We start from the raw sequence: 16077 nt of genomic DNA on the forward strand, positions 1-16077 counted from the left end.
CCGGGGCTCTCTCTACAGGCGTTCGATGATCGTGACGTTCGCCTGGCCGCCGCCCTCGCACATCGTCTGCAGCCCGTACCTGCCGCCCGTACGCTCCAGCCGGTTGAGCATCGTCGTCATCAGCCGCGCGCCGGTCGCCCCGAGCGGGTGGCCGAGCGCGATCGCCCCACCGTCCGGGTTCACCTTCGCCGGGTCGAACCCGGTCTCCTTCAGCCAGGCGAGCACCACCGGCGCGAACGCCTCGTTGATCTCCACGGTGTCGATGTCGTCAGGGGTGAGCCCGGTCCGCTCCAGTGCCCGCCTGGTCGCCGGGATCGGCGCCGAGAGCATCATCAGCGGGTCGTCGCCCATCACCGTCATGTGGTGAACGCGCGCCCGCGGCGTCAGCCCCAGATGCCTCACCGCGCGCTCCCCGGCGATCAGCAGGGCGGCCGAGCCGTCGCTGATCTGGCTGGCGCAGGCGGCGGTGATCCGGCCGTCGGGCAGCAGGGTGGGCAGCGACCTGATCTTCTCCCAGTCGGGCTCGCGCGGGCCGTTGTCGGCGGACAGGCCGCCCAGCGGCGCGATCTCCGGCTCGAACAGCCTCTCGGCGTTCGCGCGCAGCGCACGGGTGTGCGACTCGACCGCGAACCGCTCCATTTCGTCGCGCGAGATGTCCCAGTGTGTCGCCATCATCTCGGCGCCCCGGAACTGGCTCACCTCCCCCTTCCCGAACCGGCTCGTCCACCCCTCGGAGGTGGAGAACGGGTCCTCGACCCCGAGTGCCCTACCGGAGTCGGCCGCCGACATCAGCGGCACCATGCTCATGTTCTGCACGCCGCCGGCCACGACCAGGTCCATCGTGCCGCTCATCACGGCCTGGGCGGCGAAGTGCACGGCCTGCTGCGCCGAACCGCACTGCCGGTCGACGGTGACCCCCGGCACGTGGGCCGGGAAGCCCGCCGCCAGCCAGCAGGTGCGGGCGATGTCGAAGGACTGCGGGCCGACCGAGTCCACGTTGCCGAACACCACGTCGTCGACGAGCCCAGGGTCCACCCCTGCTCGCTCGATCAACGCGCGGATGGCGTGCGCTCCCAGGTCTGCCGGATGGATCGTGCTCAGCGGCCCGCCGCGCCTGCTCACCGGAGTGCGGACGGCGTCGATGATGAATGCTTCAGCCATGCCGCCGACCGTACGGACGGAACGTTAACCGGCCGTGCGCCACCGGATCGGGCGGCGTTACCCCGCCCCTGTCCCCGTACGGCCGGATCGGCTGCTCGAACGTCCCGCGCCCTCGCGCGTGCGCGTCGTCGACCGCGTCACGCCCTCGTCCTCGCCCGGCCGGGCGAGGGTCAGATGACGGACCGCGCGGCGAGGTCGGCGATCTCCTCCGGCGAGCGGCCCAGCTCGGCCAGTACGTCGGCCGTGTGCCGCCCCAGCTCGGGCACCGGGTCCATCCGCGGCTCGGCCCCGTCCAGGGAGATCGGCGGCAACAGTGCCCGGATGGGGCCACCGGGTGTGCCGACGTCCCGCCATCGGTCACGCTCGCGCAGCACCGGGTGGTCCAGGAAGTCGGCCACCGTGTTCACCCCGGCGTTCGCGACCCCGGCCTGGTCGAGCAGTTCGGCGGCGTCGGCGCCGTCCAGCTCGGCGAAGCGCGCGTCGACGATGGCCTCCAGCGCGTCCCGGTCGGCCACCCGCAGCGTGTTGGTGGCGAAACGCGGGTCGGTCGCGAGCTCGGGATCCTTGAGGAACACCGCGCAGAACCGGATCCACTCGGCCTCGTTCTGGATGGAGAGCAGCACGGTCCGCCCGTCGCGGGCGGTGAACGGTCCGTACGGGGCGATGGTGGCGTGCCGGGCACCGGCACGCGGCTGCTGGCGCCCGCTGCCCGCGGTGTAGTTGGCGGGCTGCCCCATCCACTCGGCGAGCGCCTCGAACAGCGACACCTCCAGCGTGGCCCCCCGCCCGGTGACCTGCCGCTGGTACAGGGCCGTCAGCACCGCGCCGAAGCCGTACATCCCGGCGGCGATGTCGGCCACCGAGACGCCGACCCTGGCGGGCTCGTCCGCCGACCCGGTCAGCGAGACCAGACCGGCCTCGCACTGGACCAGCAGGTCGTACGCCTTGCGCCCGGCCCACGGTCCGTCACCGCCCCACCCGGTGATGCCGAGCACGATCTTGCGTGGGTCCCGCTCCCTGACGGCGGCGGCGGCGAGCCCGAGCCGGTCGGCGGCGCCGGGGCCGAGGTTCTGGACGAGCACGTCGGCCCGGTCCACCAGCTCGTGCAGGATCTCCCTGCCGTGCGGGGACTTCACGTCCAGGGTGACCGACTCCTTCGAGCGGTTCAGCCAGACGAAGTAGCTGGACTGGCCGTGCACCGACTCGTCGTAGCGACGGGCGAAGTCGCCGGAGCCCGGTCGCTCGATCTTGATCACGCGGGCGCCGAGGTCGGCGAGCTGGCGGGTCGCGAACGGCGCGGCGACCGCGTGTTCCAACGTCACGACGGTGATCCCGGTCAGCGGCAGCACGGCTCCCCCTCGGTTGATCAATATAAAATATAGAGTTTTACTCTAGGGCATCAGGGTGATCAGGCTTTACTCGGGTATGCCTTCTGATCAGCCGATTCATGACCGAGGGCGTGAACGGAGAGAAAATATCCTATGAGGTCCCTGACGGGGTCTCATCGTCTGCGGCCTGCCGATCGAACTGCCTGGCCAGCAGGTCGCCAGAGTTCACGATGTGATCGTGCATCGCCCTGCGCGCGGCCTCCGCGTCCCCGGCCCGCAGCCCCGCCAGGATCCCGGCGTGGTCGTGCAGGGTCGCCTCGGGCCAGCCCTCGATCGCGGAGTAGAAGCGGGTGGGAATGTAGCGGCCGGTCAGGCCGAGCACCCAGGTGATCTTTCTGGCGCCCGCCACCAGGTTGATGTGCCGGTGAAAGGCGTGGTTCCTCTCCTCAAGCAGAGTCAGGTCCTTGCGGTGCGCCGCGGCCAGCAGTTCGTGGTGCAGCGCTTCCAACTCGGCCAGATCCTCCGGCGTCGCCCGTACCGCGGCGCGGGCCGCGAGCTCGCCCGAGATCAGCGCGTGCGCCTCGAACAGGTCGCGGACGTCCTGACCGGTGAGCGGCGCGACCTGGAAGCCGCGCCGGGGCAGCAACTGCAGGAAGCCCTCCACCCGGAGCACGTGCAGCGCCTCGCGGGCCGGCGTCGCGGAGATGCCCAGCGCCTGGCCCACCGCCTCCGGCCGGACCGAGTCGCCAGGACGCCACCGGCCCGACATGATCATGCTGCGGATGTAGGAGGCGGCCGCGTCGCTGAGCTGGGGGCGGTCCGCCTCGGAGGTCCGGGGCGCCCCGTCCGTCGGGGCCGTTCTCGCGCCCCCGGTCACTCTGCCGCTCATCGCACGACCTCTCGCCTCGATCGGGGCTTCTTCCCGGCGTCCCACCTGCGCCGACGATCCTAGGTGGATACGAAGGGCCGCGGCACGGCCTCGACGAGCGGACGCTAGACGGGCCGGGGCACGGAGGCCCACGCGGGAAGGGTGAACCACCGGGGCACGGCGCGGCGCAGCGCCTCCGGCCCCTGCACCTCGACCTCGTGCAGGCGCAGCGCGTCCGGCCAGCTCAGCTCGCCGCGCCAGACCTCGACCATGCTGCGCACACCGGCGGTCACCGTCACGGTCACGGCGTGGCCGGGGTCCGTGTCGCAGACGTCCACCTCGTCACTTGTGATCACAATCCACCAGCGCCGACTTTTGGGCGGAACGTCCGGGAAGCGGAACTCGATGACCGTCCGCCCGTCGGGAACGACGCTCCGGTCGACGTTGCGGTGCATGTCCCACAGCAGCAGCTTCGGGTCGAGGTCCTCGTCGCCCAGCTCACCGATCCAGCGGATGCCCCATGCGGCGAGCGCCTCGACCACCGGTCGCAGCTCGTGGCCGGCCGGGGTGAGAACGTAGCGCACGTCGTTGTTCTTGACGTGCCTCTCCACGATGCCGGCGCGGGTGAGCTGGTGCAGCCGTCGGGAAAGCAGCGTGGGGGACATGCGCGGCAGGCCGCGACGCAGTTCGTTGAAACGCTCGGTCCCGCACACCAGTTCCCGGATGACGAGCAGCGTCCATCGTTCGTCGAGCAGTTCGACGGCCTTGGCGACCGGGCAGAACTGGTGATACGAGGAGCCCATACCTCGGAGTCTAGATTCAGCCGCCACAAACGCCAGGGGGCGACGACGGAGGGCGGCGGGGACAGCACCGGACGGCGGTACAGATCGTGTACTGGATGGCGAATCCAGCACTCCCTACCGTCGATTCCAGTCCACCGCGGATCACGACGAGGGAGCAGCGCGATGACGCCACAGAACGACCCACTAGAGGCCGACCGTGCCCTGAAGGCCAGGCACCGCGACATGTGGGCGCTGGGTGACTATCCCGCGGTCGCCGCCGAGATCATCCCCGATCTGGGCGCGATCCTGGTCGAGGCCTGCGGGGTGGGACGCGGCGACCGTGTGCTGGACGTGGCCGCCGGATCGGGGAACGCCGCCATTCCCGCCGCGCTCGCCGGGGCGAGCGTGGTGGCCGGCGACCTCACCCCGGAACTCCTGGAGGCCGGACGCGCCCTGGCGACGCGGCGCGGCGCGACGGTCGAGTGGCGGCAGGCCGACGCGGAGGCCCTGCCGTACGCCGACGACGAGTTCGACACGGTCATGTCCTGTGTCGGGGTCATGTTCTCTCCCGACCACCGGGCCAGTGCGGGCGAGCTGATCCGGGTCTGCCGCCCGGGCGGCACGATCGGCCTGCTCAACTGGACGCCGCAGGGGTTCATCGGTCAGATGTTCGCGGCGATGAAGCCGTACGCACCCCCGCCCCCGCCCGGCGCGCAGCCCCCTCCGCTGTGGGGCGACGAGGATCACGTCCGCGCGCTGCTCGGCGACGCGGTCACCGACGTCGTCACGCGCCGGCGGACGGTCACGATCGACCGGTTCGCTCACCCCGGCGCGTTCGTCGACTACTTCAAGGCCAACTACGGCCCGACCATCGCCGTCTACCGAGGGCTGGCCGGGGATCCCGACCGGGTCGCCGCCCTGGACCAGGCTCTCACCGAACTGGCACGCGGCCATCTCCAGGGGGAGGAGAAAACGGTGATGGAATGGGAGTATCTCCTGCTCACCGCCCGCAAACGCGACTGACGAACTCTGCTTCTCCGTGTGGGGAGCGAACCGGGAGCCGACCGTCGGCGGTCAGCTCCCGGTTCGCTCCTTCGGATCGGTCAGGCCGGTCATGACCAGGTCGGCGAGCTGCCGGTACGCCTCGGCGGCGTCGAGGCCGGTGCTCGACTGGATGGTCCCGCGCTGGATCGCGCCCATGATCTCGGCCGCGACGGCCCCCACGAACGACGCGTGCACCGGTCGCAGCGCACCCGCCCGCACTCCCTCGGTCACCAGGGCCTGTACCCGCCTGGCCGCGTACCGGGTGTTCTCCTGATACACGTCGTTGGCCGGGCCGAAGTCGGCCACGTCGGCGAAGAACCTGGCCGAGGCAGGTTGGAGCTCCGAGGCGACGGCCTCCAGATAGATCACCAGTCGTCGCGCCGGGTCGTCGGAGGCCGCGACCCGGGCCTCGATGCGTTCCGCCGTGTGCTTGAAGAACGAGCGCACGGCCGCGACGACGATCTGCTCCTTGCTCGGCGCCACGGCGTACAGGGTGGTTCTCGAACACCTCAGCCGTTCCGCCAGGTCCCCGATGCCGAACGAGGAGAATCCCTCACTCAGGAACAGCTCTCGAAGCTGGACCAGCGTCTCCTCGCGGCGCATGCGAGCCTTCCCCGGAATCGGCATGAGGCCGACTCTACGGCAGAGTACCGAAACTGATACCGTGGTACTCATATCGGTTTCTGGAGGATCACATGCCCGCGTCACGTGTCATGCCCACCAGCGAGAGCGCCGACCTGATCACCCTCGTCCGAGACCTCGCCGCCAAGGAACTCCTGCCCAGGGCCGCCCAGGCCGAGGCCGACGAGGAGTTCCCTCGCGAGGTCTTCAGGACCCTCGGCGCCGTCGGCCTCCTCGGTCTCCCCTACCCCGAGGAGTACGGTGGCGCGGGTCAGCCGTACGAGGTGTACCTGCAGGTGCTCGAGGAGATCGCGGCGGTCTGGTCGAGCGTCGGTGTCGGCGTCAGCGTGCACGCCCTGTCGTGCTTCGGGCTCGTCAGGTTCGGCACCGAGGAACAGCGGCGAGAGTGGCTGCCGGACATGCTCGGCGGCGACCTGCTCGGCGCGTACAGCCTGAGCGAGGCACACGCGGGCTCCGATCCCGCCGCGATGAGCACCCGCGCCGTACGGGACGGCGACGACTACGTGCTCGACGGCGCGAAGGCGTGGACGACCCACGGCGGGCACGCCGACTTCTACCAGGTGATGGCGCGGACCTCCGACGACCGCAAGGGCATCTCCTGCTTCCTCGTCCCCGCCGACGCCGAGGGCCTGAGCGCCGACCCGCCCGAGCGCAAGATGGGCCTGACCGGATCGGCGACCGCGACCATACGCCTGGACCACGTCCGCGTTCCCGCCGGGCGCAGGATCGGCGCGGAGGGCGACGGCCTCAAGATCGCACTGGCCGGCCTCGACTCCGGCCGGCTGGGCATCGCGGCGGTCGCCACCGGGCTGGCCCAGGGGGCGCTCGACCAGGCCGTGGCGTACGCGAAGGAGCGGCAGACCTTCGGCAAGCCGATCATCGAGCACCAGGGCCTCGCGTTCCTGCTCGCCGACATGGAGGCGGCCGTCCAGAGCGCCCGCGCGACGACGCTGCACGCCGCGCGTCTGAAGGACCGAGGGCTCCCGTTCAGCCGGGAGGCCTCCATCGCCAAGATGGTCGCCACCGACAACGCCATGAAGGTCACCACCGACGCCGTTCAGGTCCTCGGCGGCTACGGCTACACCCGTGACTTCCCGGTCGAGCGCTACATGCGCGAGGCGAAGGTCATGCAGATCTTCGAGGGCACCAACCAGATCCAGCGCCTGGTCATCGGCCGCGCGCTCGCCGGGAACCCCGGGGGAACGATCACCACCGCCAACGGGGAGCGGAGCTGAAGCAGAGCGGCGGGCCGGTCTCCCATCGGCCCGCCGCTCTTCTCTTCTTCAGTGGGTTTTCAGCGGGTAGCGGCGATTCCGCCGCCGCGGGGGAGCGGGATGGTTCACATCTCCGCGGTCGGAGCGGCCTGCTCGCCGGTCGGGGCGGCCTGCTCCCCCGTCGGGGTGGCCCTTTCCGCACTCTGCCGGATCCGCTCGATCTGCGCCTGGGTGACGTTGAGGGTGCCGAATTCCTTGACCGCCTGGTAGTAGGTCCAGGCGAGGCTGTTGCAGGTGCCCCTGGGAATGGTGGAATATCCCGCGCAGACCTGCCTCATGTCGAAGTAGAACGCGTCGTCGATGCGCGCCTTGTTCGCCGGGAACTGGCTCACCGCCTTGTAGTTGCGGTAGCCGAAGTCGTGGCGTCGGCACGACATTCTGAAGTCGAAGCCGAGCGGCTGGTCGGGGCTGGCCGAACACAGGTCGGTCGACCAGTCGAAGTTGTAGTCCGCCCAGCTTCCCTGGTTCTGCCAGGCGGAAACCCAGCTCGCGGCGCTCGCCGCCGTAGGCTGACTGAAATTGGAAAGTGCGGCGAGTTTTTGCTGCAACGTCACCGCGTAGGCGGGCAGGGTTAATCCGAGTAGTACGGCGAAGGAGAGGGAGACGGTTGCGAGGGCGCGCTTGACCATGGACTCTGCCTTTGTCCGGGGGATACCTCTCGCGGCGGGACGCCGCCACGGCCTAACAATGAGGCGAAATATCCTGTGACGCCGAGACAGATCTCCGTGAAGATCTGCGCCGATATTCGTTAACGGCGGCTCTTTACAGCTTTTACGGCGTGAAGTAAGAGCGATTGGTGCCGGGGAGTTCCTCGCCCTCGTGGCCGACCACGGCGGGCCGACGACAACCACCTGTACGAGATCGGTCCGGTAGGGCCGGTTCTTCGGCCGGGCGGCCCGTTTCCGGTGGCCCTCGCTTCCGGCGATCCCTGCCGGGAGAGGCCGGCCCTCGTCGTCACGGATGATCGCCGATAGCTGAACCAAGTGAGCGAGCGTGTGGCGGTGAGCCACAATCGCCTCATGACGGCACCACTGACCGGCGCGGTCCAACTCCCCGACGGAACCTGGGTGCGCGGCCGAGGGCTGCGGAACGCCGCCCCCACCGGCCCGGCCCCCGACTTCGCGCTCTACCTCGGCTCCGCGCGCCTCCGGCAGCGCCACCAGAGCGATCTGTCATGGCCGCACGAATGGATCCGCTGGCCGGACTTCCTGCTGCCCGTGGACCGGCACGCGGCCGCCCGCTCCATCGTCCACCTGCGCGACCAGGCGCGATCGGGACTCGCCGTCGAGGTCGCCTGCGACGGCGGGGTCGGCAGGACCGGCACCGTCATGGCCTGCCTCGCGACCCTCACCGGCCTGCCCCCTCGGGAGGCCGTCGAGTGGACTCGCGCGCACTATCACCGCCGCGCGGTCGAAACCCCCTGGCAACGACGGTGGGTGGCGTGGTTCTCCGCCCGGCCGGAAGCGTGATCCCACCAGGCCGCCGTACGCCCGCGAGGACGTACGGCGGCTCGCCGAAGGAGGGCTCTCCCGGAGAGCCGTGGACACCCGCTCGTCACGGACGTACCGCGACTCCCCGAGAGCGACGCCCTTCGCCCGTCACGGACGTACCGCGCCCCCTGTCAGGTGAGGAGACCGTCCCCGATCCAGCCGTTCGGTGAGCAGCCCGGCGGGACGGCGAAGACGGCCGAGCCGATCGGGGTCGTCCACTCGTTGAGCAGGTCGGCCTCGGCCAGCCTGCGCTGGATCGGCAGGAACTGCCGGGAGACGTCGGCCTGGTAGGAGGCGAACAGCAGCCCGGAGTCGGCGTGCCCTTGCGAGGTGAGCCCTTCGTCGTAGTTGTAGACCCTGCGGAAGATCCGCAGGTTCGGGTCGGCGACATGGGCCCGGCGGATATGGGCCTGCTCGGAGATGACGGGGAAGCCGATCGCGTTGAGCTTCTCGAAGTCGGCCTCGTCGTGCTCGTCGCGCCCGGTGAGCGGGGCGCCGTTGTCCAGGCGGCGGCCCACGGTGAACTCCTTGCCGACCCGGTCGACGGCGTCCCAGGTCTCCATCTCCGCCCGGATGCGCCGCAGCACCAGCGTGGTGCCGCCGCGCAGCCACTCCGGGCCGTCGCTCACCCACACCGCCCGGTCGAACTCGGCAGTGCCGGGTACGGGGTTGACGGTCCCGTCCAGCTGGCCCATCACGTTGCGCTGGGTCAGCCCGGCGGGCTGGGTGTAGGCGCCGCGCCGGAAACCCCGCTGGATCCAGCGGACCTTCGCGAAGGAACGGGCGTCCTTGACGACCATGCGCAGGGCGTGGGCCAGGGTGAGGGCGTCGTCGGCGCAGATCTGCAGCAGCAGGTCCCCGCCGCTCCACTCCTTCCTGAGCTTGTCGATCGCGAAGGCGGGCAGCGGTGCCGCCGCCTCCGGAGCGCGGCCGGTCAGCCCGGCCGCCGTGAGGAAGCCGGGGCCGAACCCGAAGGTCACGGTGAGCCGCGCGGGCAGTACGGCCAGCTCAGGTTCGGTGTCGGCCAGGGCGGGCCTGCCCTGGGTGAGCCGCCGGGCGTCGTCGGTGAGCAGCCGCATCATCCGTGCGAGCGCCTCACGGTCGACCTCCGGCCGTAGGTCCAGTCCGACGAACACCCCGTACGTCTGGGGCGCCGTCGCGATCCCGGCCTGATGGAGGCCGTCGAAGGGCTCCGTCGCGGCACCCGCTGAGCTTTCGGGGCTTTCGGGACCTCCGGACGCCGGGGCGGGCTGGGGGGCGACCGGGGGGACAGCCTGGTCGGGGGCGCACGCGGCGAGGGCGCCGACCGCGGTGGCGGCGCCTCCCGCGAGCAGTCCCCTGCGGCTGAGTCGGGGTTCTGGCATGGGCTCTTCTCCGTTTCCCGCTCAGCCGTCGCTCTCGCCCATGTGCATGTCGCCGTCGCCCTTGTCGGCCTTGTCTCCTCCCATGTCCATGCCGGGCTGGTAGTCCTCCTTGCCTCCGGCGAAGTCCTTGCCGACCGCGGTGAACTCCACGGTCCGGCCGTCCTTGAGGGTGAGGGTGAAGGGGATCTGCGCGCCGGGCCTCACCGCTTCGGTGACGCCCATCAGCATGATGTGGTCACCACCGGGCTGGAGCTGGTGGGTGCCCTTCGGAGGGATCACGATCCCGCCCTCCTTGGGACGCATGATCATCTTTCCCTTGGAGTCGACGACCTCGTGCAACTCGATCACCGGTGAGATCGGCGAGACGCCGGAGACGATCGTCACCTCGGCGTCGGTGTTGTTGACCAGGGTGCCGAACGCGGCACTCATCCCCTTCTTCGTGGTCTTCACCCACGGATCGGTGACCGTCAGCACGGAGGCGGCCGCGGAAGGGGTCGCGGAGGGGGCGGCGGCGGGCGCGGCGGTGCCGGGGGCGGCGGCCGGTTCCTGGGCGCCCTGGGAACCACATCCGCCCAGGACCATCGCGACCGCGACCAGGAGACCCGCGGGGGTGGTCCGGCGAACTCCGTTACGGGGGAATCCAGTGATTCCGGCACGGGTGATACGACGAGCAGGCACGTTGACGCCTTTCTTCTGGCCGGATCGGCAGGCCGCGGCCGAACGCCGCCTCGATAGGGCCATGCCGGACACGCGGCCGGGATTGTCACGCTGGTACAGGTCCGCCGAGCAGCCGGAAATGCCGCGTCGGCGCAGGACCGCGCGTACGGTGCGTACGGCGGTTGGGAACGGGTCAGGTGCCCGGATGACCCAGAGCGGTCAGCCGGTCAGCCGAAGGTGGCGGTGACGATCCGGGGTGGGCCGCGCCGGCTGACGACGTGGCGCAGCACGGCGGAGCGCAGGGCTCCCGGCTCGATCGCGCCCGCGGTGAGGAAGGACGTGTACGCCGGGGTCACGACCGCGACGAGCACCCGGCACAGCCGGACACCGAGCCGTCGCAGCAACTCCCAGAGCACCGCCTCGCCGCGCGCCAGCCACAGAGCGGTGAGCCCGACGGCCCAGCCGTGCGCCACCAGCATGCCCAGGCCGGGCAGCAGCCCCGAGTGGACGTGCCCGATCATCTGGGCCATCTCGGCGGGGGACGCGGCGTGCGCGAGGGAGAACATCACGTGCACCCCCGCCTGCACGCCCGCCAGCAGCGGCAGGATCACCGCGAGTGTCCGTTCGCGCCCTGAGACCGCGAAGGCCGCGAGGAAGGCGAGAGCCAGCGCGGCGGCCGCGCTCGGCACGGAGACCGAGCCTCCCGCCAGGACGTGCGCCAGCACGCTCAGCCCCAGGCAGACCGCGGCGAAGGCGGCCGCGCGGGCGAGGCGGAAGGGCAACGTCGCGGGCATGATGGGGAAATCATCCCACGCCACCCCGGCGGTGCGAAGTTCGAGACCCACCGGATGATCCCCCCTCGCCATGTCCGAGATCCGCAGGCGGCCCGGGGTCAGAAAAAATCTTGAAAGAAAATCCGGCCGCCGTGTCGAATCGGTCCGTGCTCGTTCGAAGCGTGGTCGAAGGCCGGAGGAACACGAGAACCGGTCAGGACGCGTGAGGAGAGTGCCATGACCCGGCAGATGACGAGACAGACGACGGGAACCGCGAACACCGTGGCCCGCGACCCGCGAACGAGCGTCACCAGGTCGCTCCTGGTCTGCGGCGTCGTCGCCTGACCTCGCCCGCCCTCGGCCGGACCGTTCGAAAACAAGATCAAGGAGAGACACGATGCGATACATGATCACCCTCAAGGTCACCCACCGGCCCGACACCCCGCCGCCCGCCGAGCTGATGGAGGCGATCATGAAGCTCGGCGAGGAGGCCACCGGAGCGGGCGCGTTGCTCGACAACGGCGGGCTGGCTCCGAGCGTCGAGGGGGCGCGGGTCGAGCTCACCGAAGGCAGGATAAGCGTCACGGACGGTCCGTTCGCCGAGGCGAAGGAACTGATCAGTTACGCCCTCTACCAGGTCCGGTCGAAGGAGGAGGCCGTCGAGTGGGCCTCCCGCTTCATGAAGCTCCACCGCGACCACTGGGAGGGCTGGGAGGGCGAGGCCGACATCCACCGCGTCTTCGGCCCCGAGGACTTCGCCGCCCCCGCGTGAGACCGTCCTCGTCCGACGCCCCGGTGAGAGTTTCCACGAGAGGACTCTCACCGGGCGTCGGACGAGGTGGTTGGATCGGGGGCATGACGGTTGGAGATCCCCACCGGGTCATCGAGGCGGTCTGGCGGATCGAATCCGCGAGGGTGATCGCGGGACTCGCCCGGATGGTGCACGATGTCGGCCTGGCGGAGGAGCTCGCACAGGACGCCCTGGTCATCGCGCTGGAGCAGTGGCCCACGGCCGGTGTGCCCGACAATCCCGGTGCCTGGCTCATGCTCACCGCCAAGCACCGGGCGATCGACCTGCTGCGCCGCAGGAACCGGTACGAGCGCAAGCTCGAAGAGGTCGGCCGGGACATGGAGATCCGACAGGAGTCGGCGGAGGCCGAGCTGGACGACGCCCTCGACGACCACATCGGCGACGACGTGCTGCGTCTCCTCTTCACGGCCTGCCATCCCGTACTGTCCACGGAAGGGCGAGTGGCGCTCACCCTCCGCCTGCTCGGCGGCCTGACGACGGAGGAGATCGCCCGCGCCTTCCTGGTGCCCGAGCCGACCGTCGGGCAGAGGATCTTCCGGGCCAAGCGCGTCCTCGCCGACAGGCGGGTACGGATCGAGATGCCCACCCCGGCCGAGCTGGGCGACCGGCTCTCGTCGGTCCTGGAGGTCGTCTACCTCGTCTTCAACGAGGGATACTCGGCAACCGCCGGTGACGACTGGATGCGCCCTTCGCTCTGCGAGGAGGCGCTGCGCCTGGGCCGGATCCTGGCGGGTCTCATGCCCGAGGAGTCCGAGGTGCACGGCCTCGTCGCCCTGATGGAGATCCAGGCGTCCCGCACGCGCGCCAGGACGGGCCCCGGCGGCGAGCCGGTCCTCCTCCTCGACCAGGACCGGGGCCGGTGGGACCGGCTGCTCATCCGCCGCGGGCTGGACTCGCTCGCCCGAGCCGAGGCGCTCGGCACACTCGGCCCGTACGGTCTGCAGGCCGCGATCGCCGCCTGCCACGCCCGCGCGCTGTCCGCCGGCGACACGGACTGGGAGCGGATGGCCGCCCTCTACCGGGTGCTCGCCCACGTCGCCCCCTCGCCCGTGGTGGAGCTGAACCGCGCGGTCGCGGTGGACATGGCGTACGGCCCCGAACGCGGTCTGGAGATCGTGGACGGGCTGGTGGCGGAGCGCGCGCTCAGGAACTATCCGCTGCTGGCGGCGGTACGGGGTGACCTGCTCGCGAAGCTGGGCCGCCTCGACGAGGCGCGCGCGGAGTTCGAGCGGGCCGCCGCACTCACCGGAAACGAGCGCGAACGGACCCTCTTCCTCGCCCGCGCGACCGCCGAGCACTGACCGCAGATTCCGCACCCCACGCGATGTGACGAGCGCCGGCCACCGATTCCGCGCCCGCTTGGCCTCGCGGGCGGCTGAGGGCGCGGGCTGCGGGAAATGCCCGGCACCGTGAACCGGAGTCCTCCTGTCGAGAGTTCCAGCTGTCGTACTCACCAGTAACTAAGTAGCGGCGCTCACGACCCGGGAACCGATCGTCCCGAAGATGATGTGCATGACACGACCGGTGAAAAACACGACGACGTCCGCTTTCTACGCGCAGGCCGTCATCTCCTTCGGACTGTCGGTGGCGGCCCTGGGGATCGGCATCGCCTACCTGCCGGTGAACACCTGGGTCCGGTCCTTCATGGGACTCGGGCTGCTCTATGTGGTGACCTCGACCTTCACGCTCGCCAAGTGCGTCCGGGACCGGAACGAGGAGGCCGCCGTCGTCAGCCGCGTCGACCAGGCCAGGCTGGACAAGCTGCTGGCCGAGCACGACCCCTTCAAGAACGACTGACGGCGACGCCGTTCGCGGTGCCCTCGCACGTTTCAGTGCCCGTACCGTTCCGCGCGCACCCGGTCGGGGGAGGTGGCCGGAGGCTCCGCTCCCGGACCGGGGAGCACGTCGACATCCGCGGCGTTCATCGGCCGGTCGCACACCGCGCAGCGCAGTTCGACGTGGCCGATCTCACCGCAGGCGTGGTGGCGGTAGAGAACCGGCGGGCCGGCCTCGCCCGCCGTCCACCGGTCGCCCCAGCGCACCATCACCAGGAGCAGGTCGCACAGCTCCATGCCCTTGGTCGTGAGCGCGTACTCGTGGCGAGGCGGTCGGCTCGAATACTCGCGCCGCTCCAGCACACCGTTCTCGACCAGCCACCTGAGCCGCTCGGCGAGCACCTTGCGGGAGATGTCCAGGCTCTGCTGGATCTGGTCGAAGCGGTTGATGCCCACGTAGACGTTCCGCAGGATCAGCGGTGACCACGGCTCACCGATGACGTCCAGCGTGCGGGCGATCGAGCAGGCCATATCACCGAATCGGGTTCGCTGCATGGGGGCAGTCTAGGCGAGAGGGTTCCCTGAAGAAACGGTCTCCTGCTAACGTTCCCTCGCTAGTTCCTTGAGGGAACCCAATGGAGGGGGAGCATCATGGACCGTCCTCAGGTCGTCTCGGCCCAGGATTGGCAGGCCGCGCGGGAAGCGCTGCTGGCGAAGGAGAAGGAGCTCACCCGCGCGCAGGACGCGCTCGCCGCCGAAAGACGCAGGATGCCGATGGTCCGGATCGGGGGCGAGAACGGCGGGGGCGGGGCCGGCGGGGGGTACGTGTTCGAGGGTCCGGACGGGCAGGCGAGCCTGCTCGACCTGTTCGAGGGACGGCGCCAGCTCATCGTCTACAGCTTCATGTGGCTTGGGGCCGACACCTTCTGTTCGGGGTGTTCGATGTTCACCGACAACATCGGGCACCTGAGCCACCTCCACGCCCGCGACACCACGGTGGCGCTGGTCTCCCGTGGCCCGATGGCCGAGATCACACCGTTCAAGGAGCGCATGGGCTGGACGATCCCGTGGTTCTCCTCGCTGGGCAACGACTTCAACGACGACATGGGAGCCGGTGACGGGTTCGCGCTGAACGTCTTCCTGCGCGACGGCGACACCGTCTACCGCACCTACCTCACCACGGGGCGGGGAGTCGAGCGGCTCGGCAGCGGCTGGACCTTCCTCGACCTGACACCGTTCGGCCGGCAGGAGACCTGGGAGGACTCCCCGAAAGGCCGGCCGCAGACCTCGCCCTACACGTGGTGGCGCCTGCACGACGAGTACGAGGTCTGAGCATCACCCGATCGACGCACCCGCTCGCGCCCTGCCCGTCGCCCGCGCGAGTAGTTCTTGATCGCCGGGAGCGGGCCTGGCGGAAGGTGACCCGTCGGAGGCCCGCACAAGTCTCCACCTGTCGTCGAACCGGCCGCTCTCCCCGTGCCGATACCCTTGGCCCGAGCCCAAGGACGCCCGCGCGTACGGGAGACCCGGCGCGAGGACAGGAGAGAACAACAGGTGGCGAGGCCGTCCGACACCAAGGCGCGCATCCAGGCGGTCGCACGAGAACTGTTCGCCGAGAAGGGCGTGCAACAGACGAGCCTGCGGGACATCGCCCACCGGCTCGGGATCACCAAACCCGCGCTCTACTACCACTTCACCTCGCGGGAGGACCTGCTCCGCAGTATCGTCCAGCCGCTGGTCGACGATGTGGACGACTTCCTGGCCGACATCGAGGCGAACGCCCCGCAGAGCCCTCGCGACCTTCTCCAGGGCTACTTCGACATCACCTTCAGACACCGGGAGGTGACCGTGATGGTGGTACGCGATCTGTCCACCCTGGCCCACCTCGATCTGGGGTCTCGCATGGGCCACTGGCGTCGGCGGCTCATCGCCCTGCTGCTCGGCCCGGACCCCGACCTGGCCGCTCGCGCCCGCGCGGTCGTGGCCATCGGCGGACTCTCGGACTGCACCGTGGAGTTCGCCGACGTGCCGGCCGCGACACTCGGCCCTCCGGCGGTGGCCGCCGCGCTGGCGGCACTCGGGGCCGCCCCGTCGGCAGCCGGATGAGA

Annotated in this window: 18 protein-coding genes; 8 read left to right on the forward strand and 10 right to left on the reverse strand. The window is 70.4% G+C overall.

What is annotated here, in order from left to right:
• Nucleotides 1-12 precede the first annotated feature (12 nt).
• The 4 genes from ACFY3V_RS05630 to ACFY3V_RS05645 all read right to left on the reverse strand — a co-directional run bounded on the left by ACFY3V_RS05630 (nt 13) and on the right by ACFY3V_RS05645 (nt 4160).
• Entirely contained in the window at nt 13-1161 is a 1149-nt protein-coding gene (locus ACFY3V_RS05630; RefSeq protein ID WP_389770378.1) for an acetyl-CoA C-acetyltransferase, read from the reverse strand.
• Between the two features lie 170 nt (nt 1162-1331).
• Entirely contained in the window at nt 1332-2510 is a 1179-nt protein-coding gene (locus ACFY3V_RS05635; RefSeq protein ID WP_350942927.1) for a CaiB/BaiF CoA-transferase family protein, read from the reverse strand.
• Between the two features lie 130 nt (nt 2511-2640).
• Nucleotides 2641-3378, reverse strand: a complete 738-nt coding sequence (locus ACFY3V_RS05640; RefSeq protein ID WP_362896537.1) for a GntR family transcriptional regulator — start codon at nt 3376-3378, stop codon at nt 2641-2643.
• A gap of 104 nt (nt 3379-3482) precedes the next feature.
• The gene (locus ACFY3V_RS05645) at nt 3483-4160 is read right to left on the reverse strand and encodes a helix-turn-helix domain-containing protein (RefSeq protein WP_350942925.1); all 678 of its coding nucleotides are present in this window, start codon (nt 4158-4160) and stop codon (nt 3483-3485) included.
• Between the two features lie 162 nt (nt 4161-4322).
• On the opposite strand from ACFY3V_RS05645, the gene ACFY3V_RS05650 reads away from it, so the two are divergent.
• Entirely contained in the window at nt 4323-5162 is an 840-nt protein-coding gene (locus ACFY3V_RS05650; protein ID WP_389770383.1) for a class I SAM-dependent methyltransferase, read from the forward strand.
• A gap of 51 nt (nt 5163-5213) precedes the next feature.
• Here ACFY3V_RS05650 and ACFY3V_RS05655 read toward each other — a convergent pair whose 3' ends face one another.
• On the reverse strand, nt 5214-5810 hold the full coding sequence (locus ACFY3V_RS05655) for a TetR/AcrR family transcriptional regulator (protein ID WP_389770386.1): 597 nt from the start codon (nt 5808-5810) through the stop codon (nt 5214-5216).
• A 68-nt stretch (nt 5811-5878) separates the two neighbouring features.
• Here ACFY3V_RS05655 and ACFY3V_RS05660 point away from each other — a divergent pair, with 68 nt between their 5' ends.
• Nucleotides 5879-7060 carry an acyl-CoA dehydrogenase family protein gene (locus ACFY3V_RS05660; protein ID WP_389770389.1) on the forward strand — a complete coding sequence of 394 codons (1182 nt, stop codon included), beginning with the start codon at nt 5879-5881 and terminating at the stop codon, nt 7058-7060.
• 104 nt (nt 7061-7164) lie between these two features.
• Here ACFY3V_RS05660 and ACFY3V_RS05665 read toward each other — a convergent pair whose 3' ends face one another.
• Complete coding sequence (locus ACFY3V_RS05665; RefSeq protein WP_389770392.1) at nt 7165-7728, reverse strand: phospholipase; 564 nt, start codon at nt 7726-7728, stop codon at nt 7165-7167.
• Between the two features lie 390 nt (nt 7729-8118).
• Between ACFY3V_RS05665 and ACFY3V_RS05670 the strand changes: the two genes are divergently transcribed.
• Nucleotides 8119-8568, forward strand: a complete 450-nt coding sequence (locus tag ACFY3V_RS05670) for a protein-tyrosine phosphatase family protein (protein ID WP_350942920.1) — start codon at nt 8119-8121, stop codon at nt 8566-8568.
• A gap of 152 nt (nt 8569-8720) precedes the next feature.
• Here the strand turns inward: ACFY3V_RS05670 and ACFY3V_RS05675 are convergent, their stop codons facing one another.
• The 3 genes from ACFY3V_RS05675 to ACFY3V_RS05685 form a co-directional block, all read right to left on the reverse strand.
• Nucleotides 8721-9953, reverse strand: a complete 1233-nt coding sequence (locus ACFY3V_RS05675) for a Dyp-type peroxidase (RefSeq protein ID WP_362896548.1) — start codon at nt 9951-9953, stop codon at nt 8721-8723.
• 21 nt (nt 9954-9974) lie between these two features.
• Nucleotides 9975-10631, reverse strand: a complete 657-nt coding sequence (locus ACFY3V_RS05680) for a copper chaperone PCu(A)C (RefSeq protein WP_389770396.1) — start codon at nt 10629-10631, stop codon at nt 9975-9977.
• Nucleotides 10632-10837: 206 nt separating this feature from the next.
• Nucleotides 10838-11455, reverse strand: coding sequence for an MFS transporter (locus ACFY3V_RS05685; RefSeq protein WP_350942917.1), 618 nt, complete (start codon nt 11453-11455; stop codon nt 10838-10840).
• 325 nt (nt 11456-11780) lie between these two features.
• Here ACFY3V_RS05685 and ACFY3V_RS05690 point away from each other — a divergent pair, with 325 nt between their 5' ends.
• From ACFY3V_RS05690 to ACFY3V_RS05700, 3 genes are all read left to right on the forward strand, one after another.
• Nucleotides 11781-12155 carry a YciI family protein gene (locus tag ACFY3V_RS05690; RefSeq protein WP_362896552.1) on the forward strand — a complete coding sequence of 125 codons (375 nt, stop codon included), beginning with the start codon at nt 11781-11783 and terminating at the stop codon, nt 12153-12155.
• Between the two features lie 83 nt (nt 12156-12238).
• Nucleotides 12239-13495 carry an RNA polymerase sigma factor gene (locus tag ACFY3V_RS05695; RefSeq protein WP_362896554.1) on the forward strand — a complete coding sequence of 419 codons (1257 nt, stop codon included), beginning with the start codon at nt 12239-12241 and terminating at the stop codon, nt 13493-13495.
• A 211-nt stretch (nt 13496-13706) separates the two neighbouring features.
• Nucleotides 13707-13991, forward strand: coding sequence for a YiaA/YiaB family inner membrane protein (locus ACFY3V_RS05700; protein WP_350942913.1), 285 nt, complete (start codon nt 13707-13709; stop codon nt 13989-13991).
• A gap of 32 nt (nt 13992-14023) precedes the next feature.
• Here the strand turns inward: ACFY3V_RS05700 and ACFY3V_RS05705 are convergent, their stop codons facing one another.
• Nucleotides 14024-14524 (reverse strand): helix-turn-helix domain-containing protein, encoded by a 501-nt coding sequence (locus ACFY3V_RS05705; RefSeq protein ID WP_362896556.1) that lies wholly within the window; start codon nt 14522-14524, stop codon nt 14024-14026.
• A gap of 96 nt (nt 14525-14620) precedes the next feature.
• On the opposite strand from ACFY3V_RS05705, the gene ACFY3V_RS05710 reads away from it, so the two are divergent.
• Together ACFY3V_RS05710 and ACFY3V_RS05715 are read left to right on the forward strand one after the other, a co-directional pair.
• A complete protein-coding gene (locus ACFY3V_RS05710) occupies nt 14621-15301 on the forward strand; it encodes a DUF899 domain-containing protein (RefSeq protein ID WP_389770402.1) in 681 nt (226 codons plus the stop codon).
• A gap of 222 nt (nt 15302-15523) precedes the next feature.
• On the forward strand, nt 15524-16075 hold the full coding sequence (locus tag ACFY3V_RS05715) for a TetR/AcrR family transcriptional regulator (protein ID WP_362896560.1): 552 nt from the start codon (nt 15524-15526) through the stop codon (nt 16073-16075).
• Nucleotides 16076-16077: the final 2 nt, after the last annotated feature.

The organism is Streptosporangium sp. NPDC000095 (assembly GCF_042899335.1).
Lineage (GTDB): Bacteria > Actinomycetota > Actinomycetes > Streptosporangiales > Streptosporangiaceae > Streptosporangium.

Coding starts and splice junctions, on each gene's coding strand:
- ACFY3V_RS05630 (WP_389770378.1), bottom strand. CDS start 1,161: ATGGCTGAAGCATTCATCATCGACGCCGTCCGCACTCCGGTGAGCAGG.
- ACFY3V_RS05640 (WP_362896537.1), bottom strand. CDS start 3,378: ATGAGCGGCAGAGTGACCGGGGGCGCGAGAACGGCCCCGACGGACGGG.
- ACFY3V_RS05645 (WP_350942925.1), bottom strand. CDS start 4,160: ATGGGCTCCTCGTATCACCAGTTCTGCCCGGTCGCCAAGGCCGTCGAA.
- ACFY3V_RS05650 (WP_389770383.1), top strand. CDS start 4,323: ATGACGCCACAGAACGACCCACTAGAGGCCGACCGTGCCCTGAAGGCC.
- ACFY3V_RS05655 (WP_389770386.1), bottom strand. CDS start 5,810: ATGCCGATTCCGGGGAAGGCTCGCATGCGCCGCGAGGAGACGCTGGTC.
- ACFY3V_RS05660 (WP_389770389.1), top strand. CDS start 5,879: ATGCCCGCGTCACGTGTCATGCCCACCAGCGAGAGCGCCGACCTGATC.
- ACFY3V_RS05665 (WP_389770392.1), bottom strand. CDS start 7,728: ATGGTCAAGCGCGCCCTCGCAACCGTCTCCCTCTCCTTCGCCGTACTA.
- ACFY3V_RS05670 (WP_350942920.1), top strand. CDS start 8,119: ATGACGGCACCACTGACCGGCGCGGTCCAACTCCCCGACGGAACCTGG.
- ACFY3V_RS05675 (WP_362896548.1), bottom strand. CDS start 9,953: ATGCCAGAACCCCGACTCAGCCGCAGGGGACTGCTCGCGGGAGGCGCC.
- ACFY3V_RS05690 (WP_362896552.1), top strand. CDS start 11,781: ATGCGATACATGATCACCCTCAAGGTCACCCACCGGCCCGACACCCCG.
- ACFY3V_RS05695 (WP_362896554.1), top strand. CDS start 12,239: ATGACGGTTGGAGATCCCCACCGGGTCATCGAGGCGGTCTGGCGGATC.
- ACFY3V_RS05700 (WP_350942913.1), top strand. CDS start 13,707: ATGACACGACCGGTGAAAAACACGACGACGTCCGCTTTCTACGCGCAG.
- ACFY3V_RS05705 (WP_362896556.1), bottom strand. CDS start 14,524: ATGCAGCGAACCCGATTCGGTGATATGGCCTGCTCGATCGCCCGCACG.
- ACFY3V_RS05710 (WP_389770402.1), top strand. CDS start 14,621: ATGGACCGTCCTCAGGTCGTCTCGGCCCAGGATTGGCAGGCCGCGCGG.